Origin of the sequence: Sphingomonas echinoides ATCC 14820 (assembly GCF_000241465.1) — a bacterium.
GTDB classification, from domain to species: Bacteria; Pseudomonadota; Alphaproteobacteria; order Sphingomonadales; family Sphingomonadaceae; genus Sphingomonas; species Sphingomonas echinoides.
Map to the genome: position 1 here is coordinate 1,203,628 of NZ_JH584235.1, position 16,521 is coordinate 1,220,148.

Genomic DNA, 16,521 nt, shown 5'->3' on the forward strand with positions numbered 1-16,521 from the left:
GCGCTAACGCGGTCACAATGTCCGCCTTCTCCCCCGCCTCCACGCCACGGCTGATCGTCAAGGTCGGGTCCTCGCTGCTCGTCGCGCCCGATGGCACGGTGCGGCGGGCATGGCTGGCGAGCCTCGTGGCCGATATCGCGGCGCGTGCGCGGTTGGGGCAGGAAATTGCGGTGGTGTCCTCGGGCGCGATCGCGCTCGGCGCGCGGCGGTTGAAGCTGCCCAAGGGCGGCCGCGCGAGCCTTGAAGACGCACAGGCCGCCGCCGCCACCGGGCAGATCGCCCTGTCGGGCGTCTGGGCCGAACTGCTCGCCGCCGAGGGGCTGACTGCGGCGCAAATGCTGGTCACGCTCGACGATCTCGAAGATCGCCGCCGCTATCTCAACGCCGCGGCGACGCTTGGGCGGCTGCTGTCGCTGGGTGTGGTGCCGGTGATCAACGAGAATGACAGCGTTGCGACCGAAGAAATCCGCTTCGGCGACAATGACCGGCTCGCCGCACGGGTCGCGCAGGCGGCGGGCGCGCAAGGCGTGATCCTGCTCTCGGACGTGGCCGGACTGTACGACGCCAACCCCAATACAAACCCCGGAGCCACACTGATCGCGCGCGTCGAGCGAATCGATGCACGGATCGAGTCGATGGCCGATGGCGGATCGGGATCGGGCATGGGATCGGGCGGGATGGTGTCGAAGATCGCCGCCGCGCGCATCGCCACCGCCGCCGGGGCGCAGCTCGCGATCGTGTCGGGCCATGCCGAGCATCCGCTCGCCACCTTCGATACAACCGCGCGGGGCACGGTGTTCGCTGCCGAACGCACCGCGCCTGCGCGCAAAGCATGGCTCGCGGGCGGGCTCACCGCCAAAGGCGAGATCGTGATCGACGCAGGTGCCGCGCGCGCGCTGGCCGACGGCAAGAGCTTGCTCGCCGCCGGGGCGACCCGCGTTTCGGGCAGCTTCGCGCGGGGCGATCTGCTGGCGGTGATCGGGCCGGACGGGCGCACGCTGGCGCGGGGCCTCAGCGAATATGATGCCGCCGACGCCGCCGCAATCACCGGCAAGCGCAGCGACGAACATGCCGCGATCCTGGGCTATGCGCCGCGCGCCGCGCTGATCCACCGCAACCATATGGCGCTGGTGTGATCCGCGCGAAGGAAGCACAACGATGAGCGTACTCGCCATCACCGGCGGCACCGGCTTCGTCGGATCGCGGCTGATCGATCTCGCGCTCGCGGCCGGGCATGAGGTGCGCGCGCTTACCCGTCGTCCGCAACCCGCGCGGGCTGGCGTCGTGTGGATCGAGGGCGCACTCGACACGCCCGAAGCGCTCGGTCGGCTGATGACCGGCGCGGACGCGGTGATCCACGTCGCCGGTGTCGTCAGCGCGCCCGATCGCGCCGGATTTGTGGCGGGGAATATCACGGGTACGCAAGCGGTCGTCGACGCCGCCGAGCGCGCGAGTGCCCGCCGCTTCATCCATGTTTCGTCGCTGGCGGCGCGCGAACCGGACCTGTCCCTGTATGGCTGGTCCAAAGATGAAGCCGAGCAAGTCGTCACCAAGTCGAGCCTCAATTGGGCGATGGTGCGGCCACCCGCCATCTATGGCCCCGGCGACATGGAAATGCGCGACCTGTTCCGCATGGCCAGGATGGGGATCGCGCTGCTTCCTCCGGCGGGCCGCGTATCGCTGATCGAGGTCGGCGATGTCGCGGCGCTGTTGCTCGCGCTTGCCGAGGCAGGCCCGTCCCACGAAATCTACGAACCGGACGATGGCCAACCGGACGGCTGGAGTTACGCCGAATTGGCCCGCGCGGTTGGTGTCGCGGTCGGCCACAAGGTGCTGCCGGTGGCGCTGCCCAAGGCGATCCTGTCGCTTGCCGCCCATATCGACCAGATGTTCCGCGGGAAGGGCGCAAAGCTGACCGCCGATCGCGTCGGCTATCTCTGCCATCCGGACTGGACCGCCTCCCCCACCAAGCGCCCAGATCCGGCGATGTGGGTGCCGCAGGTGCCGACACCCCAAGGGCTTGCGGAAACGGCGGCATGGTATCGCGCGAACGGCTTGTTATAGGCGTGCTATAAAGCCGCCGCATTTTGGCGGCACAGCGCTACAACACTTCAAGGACTGACCATGAGCGACCGCCAGGCCATTTACGATACCGTCACCGCACAGATCGCACCTTTCAACAAAAAGGGCGTCACGCTGAGCGATGCGACGACCTTTCAGGGCGATCTCGAATGGGACAGCCTGACCGTGATGGATTTCGTCGCGGCGATCGAGGATGAGTTCGACATCATCATCACGATGAACATGCAGGCGGAAATCGAAACCGTCGGCCAATTGGTCGATGCCGTCGCGAAGCTGAAGGGCTGATCCGATGACCGATGCCGGCCTTGTGACCGAAAGCCTCCCCGCCGATCCCGCTACGATCGCGCCCGAGCGCGACCTGATGTCGAAGTTCGACGCGCTGATCGCCGAACGCCAGGCGCTGATCGACACCGGCGTGACCGATCCCTTCGCGATCGTGATGCAGCAGGTGAAATCCCCGACCGAGGCCGTCATCGCTGGGCGCGACACCATCCTGCTCGGCACTTACAATTATATGGGGATGACCTTCGACCCCGACGTGATCGCCGCCGGCCACGCAGCGCTCGACCAGTTTGGCTCCGGCACCAATGGCAGCCGCATGCTCAACGGCACCTTCCGCGACCATATCGAGGTCGAGGATGCGCTGCGCGACTTTTACGGCGTATCGGGCGCGATCGTGTTTTCGACCGGATACATGGCCAATCTCGGCATGATCTCGACGCTCGCCGGCAAGGGCGAATATGTCATCCTCGACGCCGACAGCCATGCCTCGATCTATGATGGCTGCCAGCAGGGCAATGCCGAGATCGTCCGCTTTCGCCACAACAGCGTGGAGGATCTCGACAAGCGGCTCGGTCGCCTGCCCAAGGAGCCGGGCAAGTTGGTCGTGCTGGAGGGCGTCTATTCGATGCTCGGCGACATTGCGCCGCTGAAGGAAATGGTCGCCGTCGCCAAGAAGCATGGTGCGATGGTGCTGAGCGACGAAGCGCATTCGATGGGCTTTTACGGCCCTAATGGCCGCGGCGTGTATGAGGAACAGGGCTGCGAAGCCGATGTCGATTTCGTGGTCGGCACCTTCTCCAAATCGGTCGGCACGGTTGGCGGCTTCTGCATTTCCAACCATCCGAAGTTCGAGGCGATCCGCCTCGCTTGCCGTCCCTATATCTTCACCGCCTCGCTGCCGCCGTCGGTCGTCGCCACCGCCGCCGCCTCGATCCGCAAGCTCAAGCACGCCCACAAGAAGCGCCAGCAATTGTGGGAGAATGCGCGATCGCTGCATGGTGGGCTGAAGGCATTGGGCTTCAAGCTCGGCACCGAAAACCCCGACAGCGCGATCATCGCGATCATCCTCAACGACCAGGAACAGGCCGTGGCGATGTGGCAGGCGCTGCTCGACGGCGGGCTGTACGTCAACATGGCGCGCCCACCGGCGACGCCTGCTGGCACCTATCTGCTGCGCTGCTCGCTCTGCGCCGAACATACGCCCGCGCAGATCGCCACGGTGCTGACGATGTTCGCCGCTGCAGGCCGTGCCACCGGTGCGATCGGCTGACCTGCCTCCACCGCCTGTTCAATAATGTTCCCTTGGGCTAAATAGCTGACATGAGCGGGACAGTGGCCGAGGCAACCGAAGCGGATGCGCCTGGCGCAGCCTGGCGCACCGTCACCTTGGTCGTGGTGGCGGTGCTGGGGGCGCTGGTGCTGGTTGCGCTCAACCTGACGCTTGCAGAAGCGAATCGGCAGCGCGACCGCGCGCTGAAATTGCAGACGCACAGTTACGAGGTGATGATCCTCTCGGCCAATCTGGCCGGGACGATGGCGCATGCCGAGGCGGCGCTGGGCCGCTATGTCATCAGCGCCGATACCACGCTGGGCCAGGCCTATTCGGCCGACTGGCAATTGGCCGGGCAGCAATTGGCGCGGCTCGACCAGATCACGCACGACAATCGCGAACAGCAGGTGCTGCTGAAGCAGTTGCGCCAGGCCTTCGAAGCGCGGCGCGAGGAATTGTCGCTCACCGCGCGCAGCACGCTTTATGGCAAGAACGCCCAGGCGCTCGCACTGTTCTACAAGACCCGCGAATCGCCGTCGCTGACCAAAATCGACACCTTGCTCGACCAGATCGGAACGCAGGAACGCACCCTGCTGGCCAGTCGCACGGGCGACGCGATGAGTTCGGTCGCGCGCTCAAGCGCCATTGCCAGCGCCTTGTCGGTGTTCGGCGTCTTGCTCGTGCTCGGGGCGATTGCGCTTGGCTGGCTGACGGTCACGGCACTTGGCCAACGCGCGTCCGCCCGCGCCGAAGCCGAGGCCGAGCGCGACCGCGCGGTCGAGCTGGAAGCGGCGGTCGCCCGCGCATCCGCTGTGCTGCTGGCGCAGGAAAGCAAGTTGCGCCAGGTCCAGAAGATGGAGGCGGTCGGCCAGTTGACCGGAGGCATCGCGCACGATTTCAACAATATGCTGGCGGTCGTTCTGGGCGGTCTCGAACTCGCCAAGCGGCAGATCGACGGTGATCCCGCCGCCGCGCGCCGCCATATCGACAATGCTGCCGACGGTGCCAATCGCGCCGCCGCGCTGACCCGGCAATTGCTCGCCTTCTCGCGCGAAGAAGCGCTGCGGTCAGAGCCGCTCGAGCCGGTCGCGCTGGTCAAGGGCATGTCCGACTTGCTCGACCGCACGCTCGGCGACGGCATCAAGGTTACGGTCAACGCCGCCAATGACGCAGCATGGCTGGTGCGGTCGGATCGGCACCAGCTTGAAAACGCCGTCCTGAACCTCGCCGTCAATGCCCGCGACGCGATGAACGGGCGCGGCCAGTTGACCATTACCGCTGCCGCCGAAACGTTGGCCGAAGGTGCGGTCGGCACGTGCCGCGCCGGGGAATATGTCGCGCTGAGTGTTACCGACACCGGCTGCGGCATGACGCCGGAGCTGCTGGAGCGCGTATTCGAACCCTTCTTCACCACCAAGCCCGCCGGCAAGGGCACCGGCCTCGGCCTCAGCCAGGTCTTCGCCTTTGTCCGCCAGGCCGAGGGCGAGGTTGGACTGCGTTCGGAGGTCGGGCGGGGCACCACGGTTACGATCTATCTTCCGCGCTATGCGGACGGCACCGTTGCTGAGCCGCATTCCGAAAATGCCGCGATCGACCTGCCCGACACCCCGACGCTGGACATCCTTGTCGTGGAGGATGATCCGCGCGTTCTGACCGCGACGATCGGTGCCCTGCGCGAACTCGGGCATCGCCCCGTTGCCTGCAGCGATCCGCTTGCGGCTCCGGCGGCGCTCGATCAGCTCGCGCATGTCGACCTGCTGATGTCCGACGTGCTGATGCCGGGGCAAACCGGCCCCGAAATGGTCGCGGCGCTCCAGCATCGCCACACCGATATGGCGGTGCTGTTCGTCACCGGTTATGCTGGCGAAGCCGGTGGTGAGGTCGAATTTGGCGGCCATCACGTCCTGCGCAAACCCTTTACCCTGGCCGGGCTCGAACGGGCGATTGCCGCAGCGCTGGACGCGCGATCGGCACGCGCCGCGCCCACCGCAGTCGCCGCCGAATGATTTCGTAGCTGACGGACGGCACACACACCGATATAGCCGCATCATGCGGGTTCCCCCTCCCCTCCGGCCAGAGGCCAGCTTCCTCCCATCATGAAGTCCATCGACCGCTACATGGCCCGACTGATCGCGGTGCCGCTGTTCTCGACACTGGTCATCTTCGCGATGTTGCTGGTGCTCGACCGCATGTTGCGCCTGTTCGACTTCGTGGCGACCGAGGGCGGCCCGGTCAGCGTGGTATGGCGGATGCTCGCCAATCTGCTGCCCGAATATGTCGGGCTCGGCATTCCAGTCGGGCTGCTGCTCGGCACGCTGCTCGCCTTCCGCAAGCTGGCGACGTCCTCCGAGCTCGACGTGATGCGCGCCGTCGGCATGAGCTATCCGCGGATGCTGCGCGTGCCGTATATGTATGCGATCACGCTCGGCCTGCTCAACTTTGCGATCGTCGGCTTTGTGCAGCCCGATGCGCGCTACAATTACGAAAAGTTGCGCTTCGAATTGCGCACCGGCGCGCTGGGTGCGTCGATCAAAGTCGGGGAATTCACCCATTTCGGCAACAACATGACGCTCCGGATCGAGCAGAGCCATGACAATGGCCGCAAGCTCTCGGGCATCTTCCTGCGGCGCGACGACGGCAAGGGTGGCTCGATTGCCGTGACTGCCGCCAGCGGACAATTCTTCGCGATCGACAATCCCGACGAAATCATTTTCCGCCTGAACGATGGTACGCTGATCCGCACCGAAGCGGGCGTTGCGTCGCCGCGTGTGCTGCGCTTCACCGCGTTCAGCTTGCCAATCTCCCTGCCCAAGACCGAGAACTTCCGCATCCGCGGGGGCCAAAATCTGGAGCGGACCTTACCCGAACTGGTTCGCGTCGGCACCGATCACGGGGCGACCAAGGAGGAACGCGACACCAGCCGCGCCGCCTTCAACTTCCGCACCGCCGAGGTGCTCTCGATCCTGGTGCTGCCGCTGCTTGCGCTCGCACTCGGCATCCCCCCCAAACGCTCGACATCGGCGCTCGGCGTGTTCCTCGCGATCATCATGATCGTCGCCTATCACAAGGTGAACGAATATGCGCAGGCGGTGGGCGGCCTCGGCAAGATCGATCCGGTGCTGGCGATCTGGATTCCGTTCACTGTCTTTACCGGGCTGACGCTCTGGATGTTCTACACCATTGCCTTCGTCCCCGGCGGGCAACCGATCGGCGCGCTGGAGCGGGTCTTCTCCAAGCTCGGCAAGGCGATTGGCAAATTGATGCCCGGACGGCGCGACGCCAACCGATCCAAGGAAGCGGCGGCATGACCGCACTCGACCTTTTCCCCTCGCGCACCGTCGCGCTCTACATGGGCAAGATGTTCCTCACGCGCACCTTCGCTGTGCTGATGATGCTGGTGCTGGTGTTGCAGGCGCTCGACCTGCTGACCGAATCGGGCCACATTCTGGCGCATGCGGGCAATGGCCAGCCCGAGATCCTGCGCTATCTGTCGCTGCGCATCCCCGAAATCATTGCGCAATTCCTGCCCTTCTCGGTGTTGCTGGGCACGATCATCACGCTGTCCACGCTCAACCAGAATAGCGAAGTGATCGCGCTGAAGGCATCGGGCATGTCGGCACATCAAGTGCTCGCCCCGCTGTTGATCGCCAGCCTGGGCGTCGCCTTCATTTCCTTCACCTTCAACGACCGTATCGTCAGCCGCGCGACCGCCACGCTCGATCAATGGCAGAAGGTCGAATATGGCCCGGTGCCGGTAGACCGGGGCGACCGCACCAACGTGTGGGTGCGCGACGGCGACGATCTGCTGCAAGTCGATCAAGTGCGGGGACGCGGCGATGCGACACGCCTGTCGGGCATTACGCTGTTTGATCGCACCGGCGGCAATCTGGTCGGCATCATTACCGCCAAGACCGGCGTGCGGGTCGCGGGCGGCTGGAAAGTCAGCCCGGCAACACATTTTGACGTTGCGAGCGGAAAGTTGGCGAAGGTCGGAACCGTGGTGATTGGCCGCGATGTGCGGCCCGATCAATTTGCGCTGTCGAACATCGATGCCAATGGGCTGTCGTTCGGCGCGCTGCGCGATACCATCGCTGATCTGAAGGCCGGTGGTCGCCCGACCAAGGCGCTGGAGGGCGCGATGTGGCATAAGCTGGCGGGGCCGTTGTCCTCGGTGCTGATGCCGCTGCTGGGTGCCGTTGCAGCGTTCGGTCTGGCGCGATCGGGCAAGCTGTTCGTCCGCGCGGTGATCGGGATGATGCTCGGCTTCCTCTATTTCGTCGCCGACAATTTTGCATTGGCGATGGGCAATCTTGGGGCCTACCCCCCGTTTCTCGCGGCCTGGGCCCCTTTCCTGCTGTTCTTCATGATCGGCGAAGCGGTGTTGATCCGCACCGAGGAATAGCCTCGATAAAACGAGCGATCGTCGTATTTAATTCTCGCTCACCGAAACCCGTTGCGCTTTCAGGCCGTTAGATCCCCGCACAAGGCGAGGATGATCATGACCAAGGACACTGCCCTGAACGCCGGCACTGGCGGCGAAACCCATCAGGTGACGGATGACGAACATCCGGTACTCACCACCAACCACGGCATCCCGATCAGCGACAATCAGAATCAGTTGAAGGCGGGTGCAAGCGGCCCGGTGCTTTTGGAAGACGAGATTTTCCGCGAGAAAATCAACCATTTCGACCATGAGCGCATTCCCGAACGCATCGTCCACGCCCGCGGCAGCGCAGCGCATGGCTATTTCGAATGCACCGACAGCCTGGCCGACATCACCTGCGCCGACCTGTTCCAGAAAAAGGGCCAGCGCACCGAAGTGTTCGCGCGCTTTTCCACGGTCGCCGGGGGCGCGGGATCGGTCGACACGCCGCGCGACGTGCGCGGCTTCGCGGTCAAATTCTATACCCGCGAGGGCAATTGGGATCTGGTCGGCAACAACATCCCCGTGTTCTTCATCCAGGACGCGATCAAATTCCCCGACCTGATCCATTCCGTGAAGATGGAGGCCGATCGTGGTTTCCCGCAGGCGGCGTCCGCGCATGACACCTTCTGGGATTTCATCTCGCTGATGCCCGAGGCGACGCATATGGCGCTGTGGGCGATGTCGGACCGCACGCTGCCGCGCACCCTTGCCAATATGGAGGGGTTCGGCATCCACACCTTCCGCTTCATCTCGGCCGAGGGGAAGAGCACTTTCGTCAAATTCCACTGGAAGCCCAAAGCCGGGCTTGCCTCGACGATCTGGGACGAGACTGTGAAGATCGCCGGTGCCGACCCCGATTTCCACCGTCGCGACCTGTTCGAGCGGATCGGCCGCGGCGATTATCCCGAATGGGAATTGGGCTTGCAATTGTTCGACGAGGATTTCGCCAGCAGCCAGCCGTACGACGTGCTCGACGCGACCAAGATCATCCCCGAGGAAGTGCTGCCGGTGCGCATCGTCGGCAAGATGGTGCTAGACCGCTATCCCGACAATTTCTTCGCCGAAACCGAGCAAGTCGCCTTCGTGCCGAGCCATGTCGTCCCGGGCATCGGCTTCTCCAACGATCCGCTGCTGCAGGGGCGCCTGTTCAGCTACACCGACACGCAATTGTCGCGCCTCGGTTCGGTCAACTTCCACCAATTGCCGATCAACGCGGCCAAGGGGCGCGAAGGCTGCCCGTTCCTGAACCAGCAGCGCGATGGACACATGCAAATGCAAGTGCCCAAGGGCCGGGCGAATTATGAGCCGAACAGCCTTGCCAAAGCGGGCGAGCCGGGTGGCGCGCGCGAGGACCCGGAAAACGGGTATAAGACCTTCCCCGCGGACGAAGACGGGCAGAAGCTGCGGATCCGGCCGGAAAGCTTTGCCGACCATTACAGCCAGGCGCGGCTGTTCTTCCGCTCGATGGACCCGGCCGAGCAAGCCCATATCGCCTCGGCCTTCGTGTTCGAACTTTCAAAGGTATCGATCGAGCATATCCGCATCGCGATGATGGCGAATCTGCGCAACGTTGATGAGGATCTCGCGCAGCGCGTCGCCGACGGCCTAGGCATGAAACTGCCCAAGGCGTCCGCCACAGCGGCACCGGTGCTCGACATGGATCCCTCGCCTGCGCTCCGCATCATTCGCGGGCCGCTGGAGAAGGCGACGCTCGAAGGGCGGACGGTCGGCATTTTGTTCGCCGATGGCAGCGATGCGGGCGAACTCGACACGGTGACCAAGGCGGTGAAGGCCGCAGGTGGGCACCCGCTGACCATCGCGCCCAAGGTCGGCGCGGTAAAACTGTCGGACGGCAGCACGGTGAAGGCTGATGCGCAATTGGCCGGACAGCCATCCGTGACGGTCGATGCCTGCGCGGTGGTGCTGTCCAAGGAGGGCTGCGCGATGCTGCTGAAGGAAGCGGCGGCGGTGCAATGGGTGATGGACGCGTTCGGGCACCTCAAGGCGATTGGCGCAAGTGCCGCGGCGCAACCGTTGCTCGACAAGGCCGGCGTCGAAGCGGATGAAGGCGTGACCGATCTCGACGGCTTCGTCGAGGCGGCCAAGCGCCGCTATTGGGACCGCGAACCCAAGGTGCGCACGCTCGCCTAATCAATGGGAAAACGAAAAACGGCTGCGGCGAGGAGACCCTCGCCGCAGCCGTTTTGTTGTCCGGCGCAGGGTGCGCGCCGTGAATGTCCGGGGCGGGTTAAGCGCGCCGCCCCATCGTGCTGCGCACCAGTCGCGCAACCAGACCGGGCAGCCCCGCATAATTCGCCTTATGATACGGCGAATCAGCACCCAGCGCGACGACCAGCCGACGATGCGCCTCCAACAGGTGATGATACGGCACGCCCGGCAGCAAATGATGCAGCGCGTGGAAGCGCAAGCCGACCGGTGCCCACAAGAGCGGCAGCGTGGCCGGCGGCGGCACGTTGACCGAATCGAGATATTGCGCAGTGACGGTCATCACTTCCCCGTCATTGTCCCACAGATGCGCGACCAGCGTGCGGATCTGGTTGAGGACATAGACGCCCGAAGTGATCGCCAGCAGGATCGCGAATTTGCCGAGCGGAAACACCCCAGTAGCGACCAGCGCGACCAGCGTGATCGCCCAGACGCTGCATCCAGCCTCCAGCCACCGCCACTGCACGGCCGCCGCGCCCTCGGGCATGCGGCGCCGGAAGGCAGGATTGATCGACAAGGACGAGTAGCGCTCGATCAGCACGCGGCGCATGCCAGGTATCACCAGCGACAGCGGCGTCAGCACCGCATAGCGCACCAGCAACGCAACCGGTGCCAGCATCGAGGTCAGGATGAACACGGGCAGCGTCCACGGCTTCATCGAGGCGAGCGGCAGATATTCCGGGTCGTCGATCGTGCCGTAGCGCGTGCGCGCGTGATGCAGATTGTGGACGCCTTCATACATGAACGAGGGCACCAGCAACGGAACGCCCGCAATGAGGTTCCAGCCCAAGCGGAAGCCCGGCAGCGCGGTATGCCGGATGTGCGTCACTTCGTGAATGAAGCTGCCCGCGCGATACAGCGCCAGCACCGCAACCACACCCGCCACGATCGCCCATCCGATCGATTCGACGCTCAGCGCGACCGCAAGCGCGCCATAGCCGATCGCGGACGAGACCAGCAGGTCGGTCCAATAGATCGCCGGGTTGGGCGCGTTCAAATCGCGAGTCAGTTCCGCCGCAGTACGCAGCATCGCCTTGTCATCGGCAATCGTCGACAATCGCACGCGCGGTGCGATGTCAGCGGGCACCGCAGCGTCGCGCTGCAGGGAAAGCGAAGTGTTCATGGAGTGCGCCATTGCAGGAAGATAGTGGCTAGATGGTGGCAGCAACAGGGGGGCAGTGGCACGCTTGACACCAGCCGCTGCACGCGAGACTGCTCGCTCGCTTTCCTTGAGGTGACCTGCCCGTGGCCAACGCTCCGCTTTCCATTCGCCCGATCGACAGCAAAGCCGATCGTAAGCGCTTCGTCGACCTGCCCTTCCGCTTATACGCCAACGATCCCAATTGGGTGCCGCCCCTGAAGGGCGAAGCGCTCGGGCTGATCACCCCCGCCAAGAATGGCTGGTTCAGCCATGCCAAGGCGCAACTGTTCCTGGCCGAGCGCGACGGCAAGGTTGTCGGCCGCATTTCCGCGCATATCGACACGCTGGCGCTGGAGATGGACCCGGCCAAGGGCTTCGGCCCCGGCTGCGGCCAGTTCGGCCTGCTCGATGCCGAGGATGGCGATATCGCAAAAGCGCTGATCGCCACTGCTGAGGAATGGCTGCGCGACCAGGGGATGACGCGCGTGCTGGGCCCGATCAGCATGTCGATCTGGGAAGAGCCCGGTCTGCTGGTCGAGGGGTTCGATCACCCGCCGACGATCATGATGGGCCATGCCAAGCCCGAATATCGCGGCTGGATCGAGGCGGCAGGCTATACCCAGGCCAAGGAATTGCTGACCTATGAGCTTGATATCACCAAGCCGTTTTCGCCGCTGCTGCAGCGAATCATCGCCTCGGGTGAGAAAAACCCGCGCATCCGTATCCGCAACGTCGACAAGACCAAGTTCGACGAAGAAGCCGCCATCATCCTGACGATCCTGAACGATGCCTGGTCGGACAATTGGGGTTTCGTGCCGTTAACGCCGCCCGAGATCAAGGACGTTGGCGTCAAGCTGAAGCCGATCGTATTCAACGACTTGATCCGCATCGCGGAAGTCGACGGCAAGCCGGTCGCCTTCATGATCACACTGCCCGATCTCAACGAGGCGATCATGCCCTTGCGCGGCAATTTGCTGCCCTTCGGCTGGGCAAAGCTGCTGCTGTGGCTGCGTCGGCCGCGCGTAAAAACGATGCGCGTGCCGCTGATGGGGGTGCTGAAAGAACTGCAATCCTCGCGCCTGGCAAGTCAGCTCGCCTTCATGATGATCGAATATATCAAGCAGGCGTCGGTCGCCAATTATGGTGCCACGCGCGGCGAGATCGGCTGGATCCTGGAAGACAATCAAGGCATGCGCTCGATCGCCGAAGCGATCGAATGCACCATCAACAAGCGTTACTGGATCTACGGCAAGACGCTGTAGCGCCCGTACCTGCCGCCGGGTTGCGGTGCCGCGCAGGGTCGCGGCACCGCCCTCCCGATGTGCTCACTGCTTGGCAAGCGGGTCGAAACCGTCTTGGCTGATCCAGTCCTGCCGCGTCTTGCAAATTTTATGCGACAGGTGCGATCCGGTCACGGTATCGACCACGCAGTATTTCTGCGCGGTCTTTTCGCTCGGTGCACGCTGGGTCGATCCCACTGGCTGGCTTTCGGCAGCAACGGGCTTGGCATCGCGTGCCACGACGGGCGATGCGGTGACGCTCAGCAAGGCGCTCGAGGCAATCAGGAAAAGGTTGGTCATGGTCGGTCCTCCGCTAGATCGGCGGGTTCCGGTGGTCGGCCCGCAACCGTGTTAGTGCATTACTCATGCCAAACACTGAAAGGGCCTATTTTCAGAGACTTATCGATATTCTTGAACCGGAAATGAATAGCAATGCCCGCCAACTTTCGGCAACTCGTCCGATTTGATGGGATGGGCCTGGGTCAGAAGCGCCGCGAAATCCCGACATAAAGTTCCATGTCCGGTGCCGCGCGATTGAGCCCGGCGACCGCGCCCACGTCGAATTGCAGATCCTTCCTCGCCTTCCACGCGAGTGAAGCGGATCCGAGCACTTGTGTGGTCTTTTCCTCGGGATCCTCGTCGCGTAGCACCTGACTATCCAGCGTGACGGTCAGGTGATGCGCCAACTTCACGCCGACACCGAAGACCTCCGAATACGCGATATGGCGACCATGGCCGCTGAGATTGACGGCGGCATCCAGCTCGCTGGTGGTGACCAGATTGACGGTTTTGCTGAGATCTAAGGTTGCGGGGACGATGACGCCCGCGCCCCAATCACCCGCCCCCACCGGCGCGCGGCCAACCGGCATGCTGAAGAAGGGCTGCACCGCAATCGAGGCCCCATTGCCGTCGGGATGCAGCAGGTTCGCCTTGAAACCCAGCGTCGCATCGCCAACCCGCCCGGCGTTTTCGACAGCCTGCGTCGCCTTGTCGCGGGTGCGGACATGGCCATAGGGCGTCCAGCCGAATTGCGCCTCGATCGTATCGGTGACGCCGACGCGCACGAACGTGTCCCCCAGCAGCACCGTATCGGTGCGCCGATCGGGCTGATTGTCCAGCGTCCAGTCGGTGATCGCGGTTTCGACCGAGACGTGCTTCGGCGCGATCGTGCATGCGGTCGTGCCCAGGCTTGGCCGGGTCGGGCAATAGCTTCGGTCCTCGGCATGTGCCACGCCCGGCACCAGCATCGCGATGGCCGCCAATCCCCCGTAGCGTAGCGTCATGCAGCATCCTCCGCACGACCTCCGTGCGGGCCGTTGCGGGTCTAACGCAGTTCTACCCAAGTGGGTGCATGGTCGCTTGCTTTTTCACGCCCGCGATAGGCCTTGTCGACGCTGGCATCGATCAGACGGTCGGCCGCAACCGGGCTCAGCAGCAGGTGATCGATTCGGAAACCCGCGTCGCGCTGCCACGCGCCCGCCTGATAGTCCCAGAAGGTCCACACGCCCCCACCGGGATGCCGCGTGCGCAATGCATCGGTCCAGCCCTGCGCGAGCAATGCCCGGAAGCCCGCCCGGCTTTCGGGCTGCATCAACGCATCGTCCTGCATTGCCCGCACCGAATAGGTGTCGTCATCATTGGGAATAACGTTGTAGTCGCCCGCCAGCACGACCGGCGTTTCCTCCGCCAGCAAGTCGCGCGCGCGCGCCGCCAGCCGATCGATCCAGCGCAGTTTATAGTCGAATTTGGGCCCTGGCTGGGGATTGCCATTGGGCAGATAGAGCGACGCAATCGTCACGCCATTCACCTCGGTTTCGAGATAGCGGCTGTGATCGTCCTCGGTCTCGCCCGCCAGGCCGCGCTGCCGCTCGATCGGGTCCTGCCCCTTGGCGAGCACCGCCACGCCGTTCCAGCTCTTCTGCCCATGCCACACCGCGCCATATCCGGCGGCGCGGATATCGGCCTCGGGAAAGGTCTCGTCGCTGGTCTTGAGCTCCTGCAGGCACACCACATCGGGCTGCTGTTCGGCAAGATACTCCAGCAGGCGCGGCAGGCGCGCCTTGATGCCATTGATATTGTAGGTAACGATCTTCACGCAGCAGCGCCCCTTTGTCCGGGGCGGACGTTACACCGAGAAGCTGGAACCGCAACCGCAACCCGACGCGGCATTGGGGTTGGTCACCTTGAAAGCAGCACCGCCGAGTTCCTCGACATAGTCCACCGCCGATCCGCGCACGAGATCAAGGCTGATCGAATCGACCACCAGCCGGACGCCGTCCTGCTCGGCAATCGCATCATCGGCGTCGACCGATTCGGCAAAACCGAATTTATACTGGAAGCCCGAGCATCCGCCGCCATCAACCGACAGGCGCAAAATGGCGGGCTTGCCCTGTTTCGCCGCAATCGTCGCAACGCGTGCGGCGGCGGACGGGGTCAAGATGATGTCGGGGGCGAGGATAGCATCCATGCGCAAGAGATAGGCGCTCGTGCCGGGATCGGCAACCGCGCGCCGCCCAACGTTTTGCGCGATCAGTCCGCCGCAGCCGGGCCGCCCACCGCCACCGGGATCGTGTGGATCGAGCGATCCTGCGCCGCGAGCAGATAATCGGCGGTTTGCAGGAACGGCACCGGGTTCACCGCATGGCCATCGATCCGCACTTCATAATGCAGATGCGGCCCGGTCGAACGCCCGGTCGAGCCCATCAACGCGATCAACTGCCCACGATGCACGCGCGTGCCTGCCTCGACCAGGATCTTGGACAGATGGCCGTAGCGGGTCTGGATCCCCTTGCCATGGTCGAGTTCGACGAGATTGCCATAGCCGCCCGAACGCTCGGCGCGATCGACCATACCATCGGCAGTCGCGTAGACCGGCGTGCCGACCGGACCTGGGATATCGACACCGGCATGCATTGCGGCGGTCCCGCGGAACGGATCGGACCGGATGCCGTAATTGCTGGTGAACGCCAGATGCTCGACCGGCTGCGCCGACGGGATCGCGATGACGCCATGCTCCAGCGTATCCAGCTTCTTCCAGGTCATGAACAGCGAGCGGAACTGGGTGTCGGCGCGCAAATCGGCCTCTGCCGCTGCGCTATCGGCCGCTTCGAACGGGCCGCCCATGGCGGGCTGGCGCGGCATCAGGCGTTCCGGTGCCAGACCAAGGCTGCGGACATGCGCGACGGCGCGGACAAAACGCTGCTCGGCAACACGCTGCGCGCGCGCGGCGACCGCAACTTGCTGCTGCTCGACCTTCTTGAGCGGTGCGACCACATCAGCGGCCAAAGCGTCGGCCTTGGGATCGATCGTCGGCGTCGGCTGCGACAGCGCGGCGACGTCCCCCTTGCCGGAAACGACCGCAACCAGCAGCGCCTGGCGCTGTTCGACGCGCTTGGCGTGTGCCTGCGCGGCGGCTTTGATCGAGGCAACATCGGCCTGCATCTTGCGAACGCGGACCTGCATCTGGGCGACCTTGGCTTCGGGCGACAGCGGTGCACCGACGATGCCCGTCATCGCGACCGCGCCAACGGCGGCCTGCGCCACGCCATAGGCGGAGAAGCACAGCGTAACGCCGGCAACGCCCGCCATCGTGGCCTGCGCACGCGCGCCGAGGCTGAAGCGCTTCAGGTCGCGCCCATCATGAAAGATAAAGTCGCGGGTCTTGAAATAGGCCTTGAGGCGCGACACCAGCCGCACGCCAGACGCAATCGAAATTGAGTTCATGTGACCCCGGCGACCTATTTTTATGCGAATGCCGGAAAACGCCAGCGCCCGCCCCTCTATCGCCCGCATACAGCCCCCCTGCATCCGGACG

General features: G+C 64.4%; 15 protein-coding genes. 9 read left to right on the forward strand and 6 right to left on the reverse strand.

Translation table 11 applies throughout. From position 1 onward, the window contains the following. Nucleotides 1-17 precede the first annotated feature (17 nt). The 8 genes from proB to ON00_RS05800 all read left to right on the forward strand — a co-directional run bounded on the left by proB (nucleotide 18) and on the right by ON00_RS05800 (nucleotide 10,211). Nucleotides 18-1,136: a glutamate 5-kinase gene (proB, locus tag ON00_RS05765; RefSeq protein WP_010403917.1), complete on the forward strand. Its 1,119-nt coding sequence runs from the start codon at nucleotides 18-20 to the stop codon at nucleotides 1,134-1,136. A 22-nt stretch (nucleotides 1,137-1,158) separates the two neighbouring features. Next, nucleotides 1,159-2,064 carry an NAD-dependent epimerase/dehydratase family protein gene (locus tag ON00_RS05770; RefSeq protein WP_010403918.1) on the forward strand — a complete coding sequence of 302 codons (906 nt, stop codon included), beginning with the start codon at nucleotides 1,159-1,161 and terminating at the stop codon, nucleotides 2,062-2,064. Between the two features lie 60 nt (nucleotides 2,065-2,124). Continuing rightward, complete coding sequence (locus tag ON00_RS05775; protein WP_010403920.1) at nucleotides 2,125-2,367, forward strand: acyl carrier protein; 243 nt, start codon at nucleotides 2,125-2,127, stop codon at nucleotides 2,365-2,367. A gap of 4 nt (nucleotides 2,368-2,371) precedes the next feature. Next, the gene (gene spt, locus ON00_RS05780) at nucleotides 2,372-3,634 is read left to right on the forward strand and encodes a serine palmitoyltransferase (protein WP_010403922.1); all 1,263 of its coding nucleotides are present in this window, start codon (nucleotides 2,372-2,374) and stop codon (nucleotides 3,632-3,634) included. 50 nt (nucleotides 3,635-3,684) lie between these two features. Further along, nucleotides 3,685-5,640 carry an ATP-binding protein gene (locus tag ON00_RS05785; RefSeq protein WP_010403923.1) on the forward strand — a complete coding sequence of 652 codons (1,956 nt, stop codon included), beginning with the start codon at nucleotides 3,685-3,687 and terminating at the stop codon, nucleotides 5,638-5,640. A gap of 90 nt (nucleotides 5,641-5,730) precedes the next feature. Next, nucleotides 5,731-6,942 carry an LPS export ABC transporter permease LptF gene (gene lptF / locus ON00_RS05790; protein WP_010403925.1) on the forward strand — a complete coding sequence of 404 codons (1,212 nt, stop codon included), beginning with the start codon at nucleotides 5,731-5,733 and terminating at the stop codon, nucleotides 6,940-6,942. Further along, entirely contained in the window at nucleotides 6,939-8,036 is a 1,098-nt protein-coding gene (lptG, locus tag ON00_RS05795) for an LPS export ABC transporter permease LptG (protein WP_010403927.1), read from the forward strand. The genes lptF and lptG overlap by 4 nt, the downstream gene beginning before the upstream one ends. A 90-nt stretch (nucleotides 8,037-8,126) precedes the next feature. Beyond that, a complete protein-coding gene (locus ON00_RS05800) occupies nucleotides 8,127-10,211 on the forward strand; it encodes a catalase (RefSeq protein WP_010403929.1) in 2,085 nt (694 codons plus the stop codon). Between the two features lie 97 nt (nucleotides 10,212-10,308). On the opposite strand, the gene ON00_RS05805 is transcribed toward ON00_RS05800, so the two are convergent. Continuing rightward, the gene (locus tag ON00_RS05805) at nucleotides 10,309-11,409 is read right to left on the reverse strand and encodes a fatty acid desaturase family protein (RefSeq protein WP_010403931.1); all 1,101 of its coding nucleotides are present in this window, start codon (nucleotides 11,407-11,409) and stop codon (nucleotides 10,309-10,311) included. A 122-nt stretch (nucleotides 11,410-11,531) separates the two neighbouring features. Here ON00_RS05805 and ON00_RS05810 point away from each other — a divergent pair, with 122 nt between their 5' ends. After that, a complete protein-coding gene (locus ON00_RS05810) occupies nucleotides 11,532-12,689 on the forward strand; it encodes a GNAT family protein (protein ID WP_010403933.1) in 1,158 nt (385 codons plus the stop codon). A gap of 63 nt (nucleotides 12,690-12,752) precedes the next feature. On the opposite strand, the gene ON00_RS05815 is transcribed toward ON00_RS05810, so the two are convergent. The 5 genes from ON00_RS05815 to ON00_RS05835 all read right to left on the reverse strand — a co-directional run bounded on the left by ON00_RS05815 (nucleotide 12,753) and on the right by ON00_RS05835 (nucleotide 16,430). Further along, complete coding sequence (locus tag ON00_RS05815) at nucleotides 12,753-13,007, reverse strand: hypothetical protein (RefSeq protein WP_010403936.1); 255 nt, start codon at nucleotides 13,005-13,007, stop codon at nucleotides 12,753-12,755. A 182-nt stretch (nucleotides 13,008-13,189) separates the two neighbouring features. Next, nucleotides 13,190-13,990 (reverse strand): transporter, encoded by an 801-nt coding sequence (locus ON00_RS05820; protein WP_010403938.1) that lies wholly within the window; start codon nucleotides 13,988-13,990, stop codon nucleotides 13,190-13,192. Between the two features lie 41 nt (nucleotides 13,991-14,031). Next, on the reverse strand, nucleotides 14,032-14,802 hold the full coding sequence (gene xth, locus ON00_RS05825; RefSeq protein ID WP_010403940.1) for an exodeoxyribonuclease III: 771 nt from the start codon (nucleotides 14,800-14,802) through the stop codon (nucleotides 14,032-14,034). Nucleotides 14,803-14,832: 30 nt separating this feature from the next. Beyond that, nucleotides 14,833-15,174, reverse strand: coding sequence for an iron-sulfur cluster insertion protein ErpA (gene erpA, locus ON00_RS05830; RefSeq protein ID WP_010403941.1), 342 nt, complete (start codon nucleotides 15,172-15,174; stop codon nucleotides 14,833-14,835). A 62-nt stretch (nucleotides 15,175-15,236) separates the two neighbouring features. After that, nucleotides 15,237-16,430 (reverse strand): M23 family metallopeptidase, encoded by a 1,194-nt coding sequence (locus ON00_RS05835; protein WP_010403942.1) that lies wholly within the window; start codon nucleotides 16,428-16,430, stop codon nucleotides 15,237-15,239. Nucleotides 16,431-16,521: the final 91 nt, after the last annotated feature.

Coding starts and splice junctions, on each gene's coding strand:
- proB (WP_010403917.1), top strand. CDS start 18: ATGTCCGCCTTCTCCCCCGCCTCCACGCCACGGCTGATCGTCAAGGTC.
- ON00_RS05770 (WP_010403918.1), top strand. CDS start 1,159: ATGAGCGTACTCGCCATCACCGGCGGCACCGGCTTCGTCGGATCGCGG.
- ON00_RS05775 (WP_010403920.1), top strand. CDS start 2,125: ATGAGCGACCGCCAGGCCATTTACGATACCGTCACCGCACAGATCGCA.
- spt (WP_010403922.1), top strand. CDS start 2,372: ATGACCGATGCCGGCCTTGTGACCGAAAGCCTCCCCGCCGATCCCGCT.
- ON00_RS05785 (WP_010403923.1), top strand. CDS start 3,685: ATGAGCGGGACAGTGGCCGAGGCAACCGAAGCGGATGCGCCTGGCGCA.
- lptF (WP_010403925.1), top strand. CDS start 5,731: ATGAAGTCCATCGACCGCTACATGGCCCGACTGATCGCGGTGCCGCTG.
- lptG (WP_010403927.1), top strand. CDS start 6,939: ATGACCGCACTCGACCTTTTCCCCTCGCGCACCGTCGCGCTCTACATG.
- ON00_RS05800 (WP_010403929.1), top strand. CDS start 8,127: ATGATCATGACCAAGGACACTGCCCTGAACGCCGGCACTGGCGGCGAA.
- ON00_RS05805 (WP_010403931.1), bottom strand. CDS start 11,409: ATGAACACTTCGCTTTCCCTGCAGCGCGACGCTGCGGTGCCCGCTGAC.
- ON00_RS05815 (WP_010403936.1), bottom strand. CDS start 13,007: ATGACCAACCTTTTCCTGATTGCCTCGAGCGCCTTGCTGAGCGTCACC.
- ON00_RS05820 (WP_010403938.1), bottom strand. CDS start 13,990: ATGACGCTACGCTACGGGGGATTGGCGGCCATCGCGATGCTGGTGCCG.
- erpA (WP_010403941.1), bottom strand. CDS start 15,174: ATGGATGCTATCCTCGCCCCCGACATCATCTTGACCCCGTCCGCCGCC.
- ON00_RS05835 (WP_010403942.1), bottom strand. CDS start 16,430: ATGAACTCAATTTCGATTGCGTCTGGCGTGCGGCTGGTGTCGCGCCTC.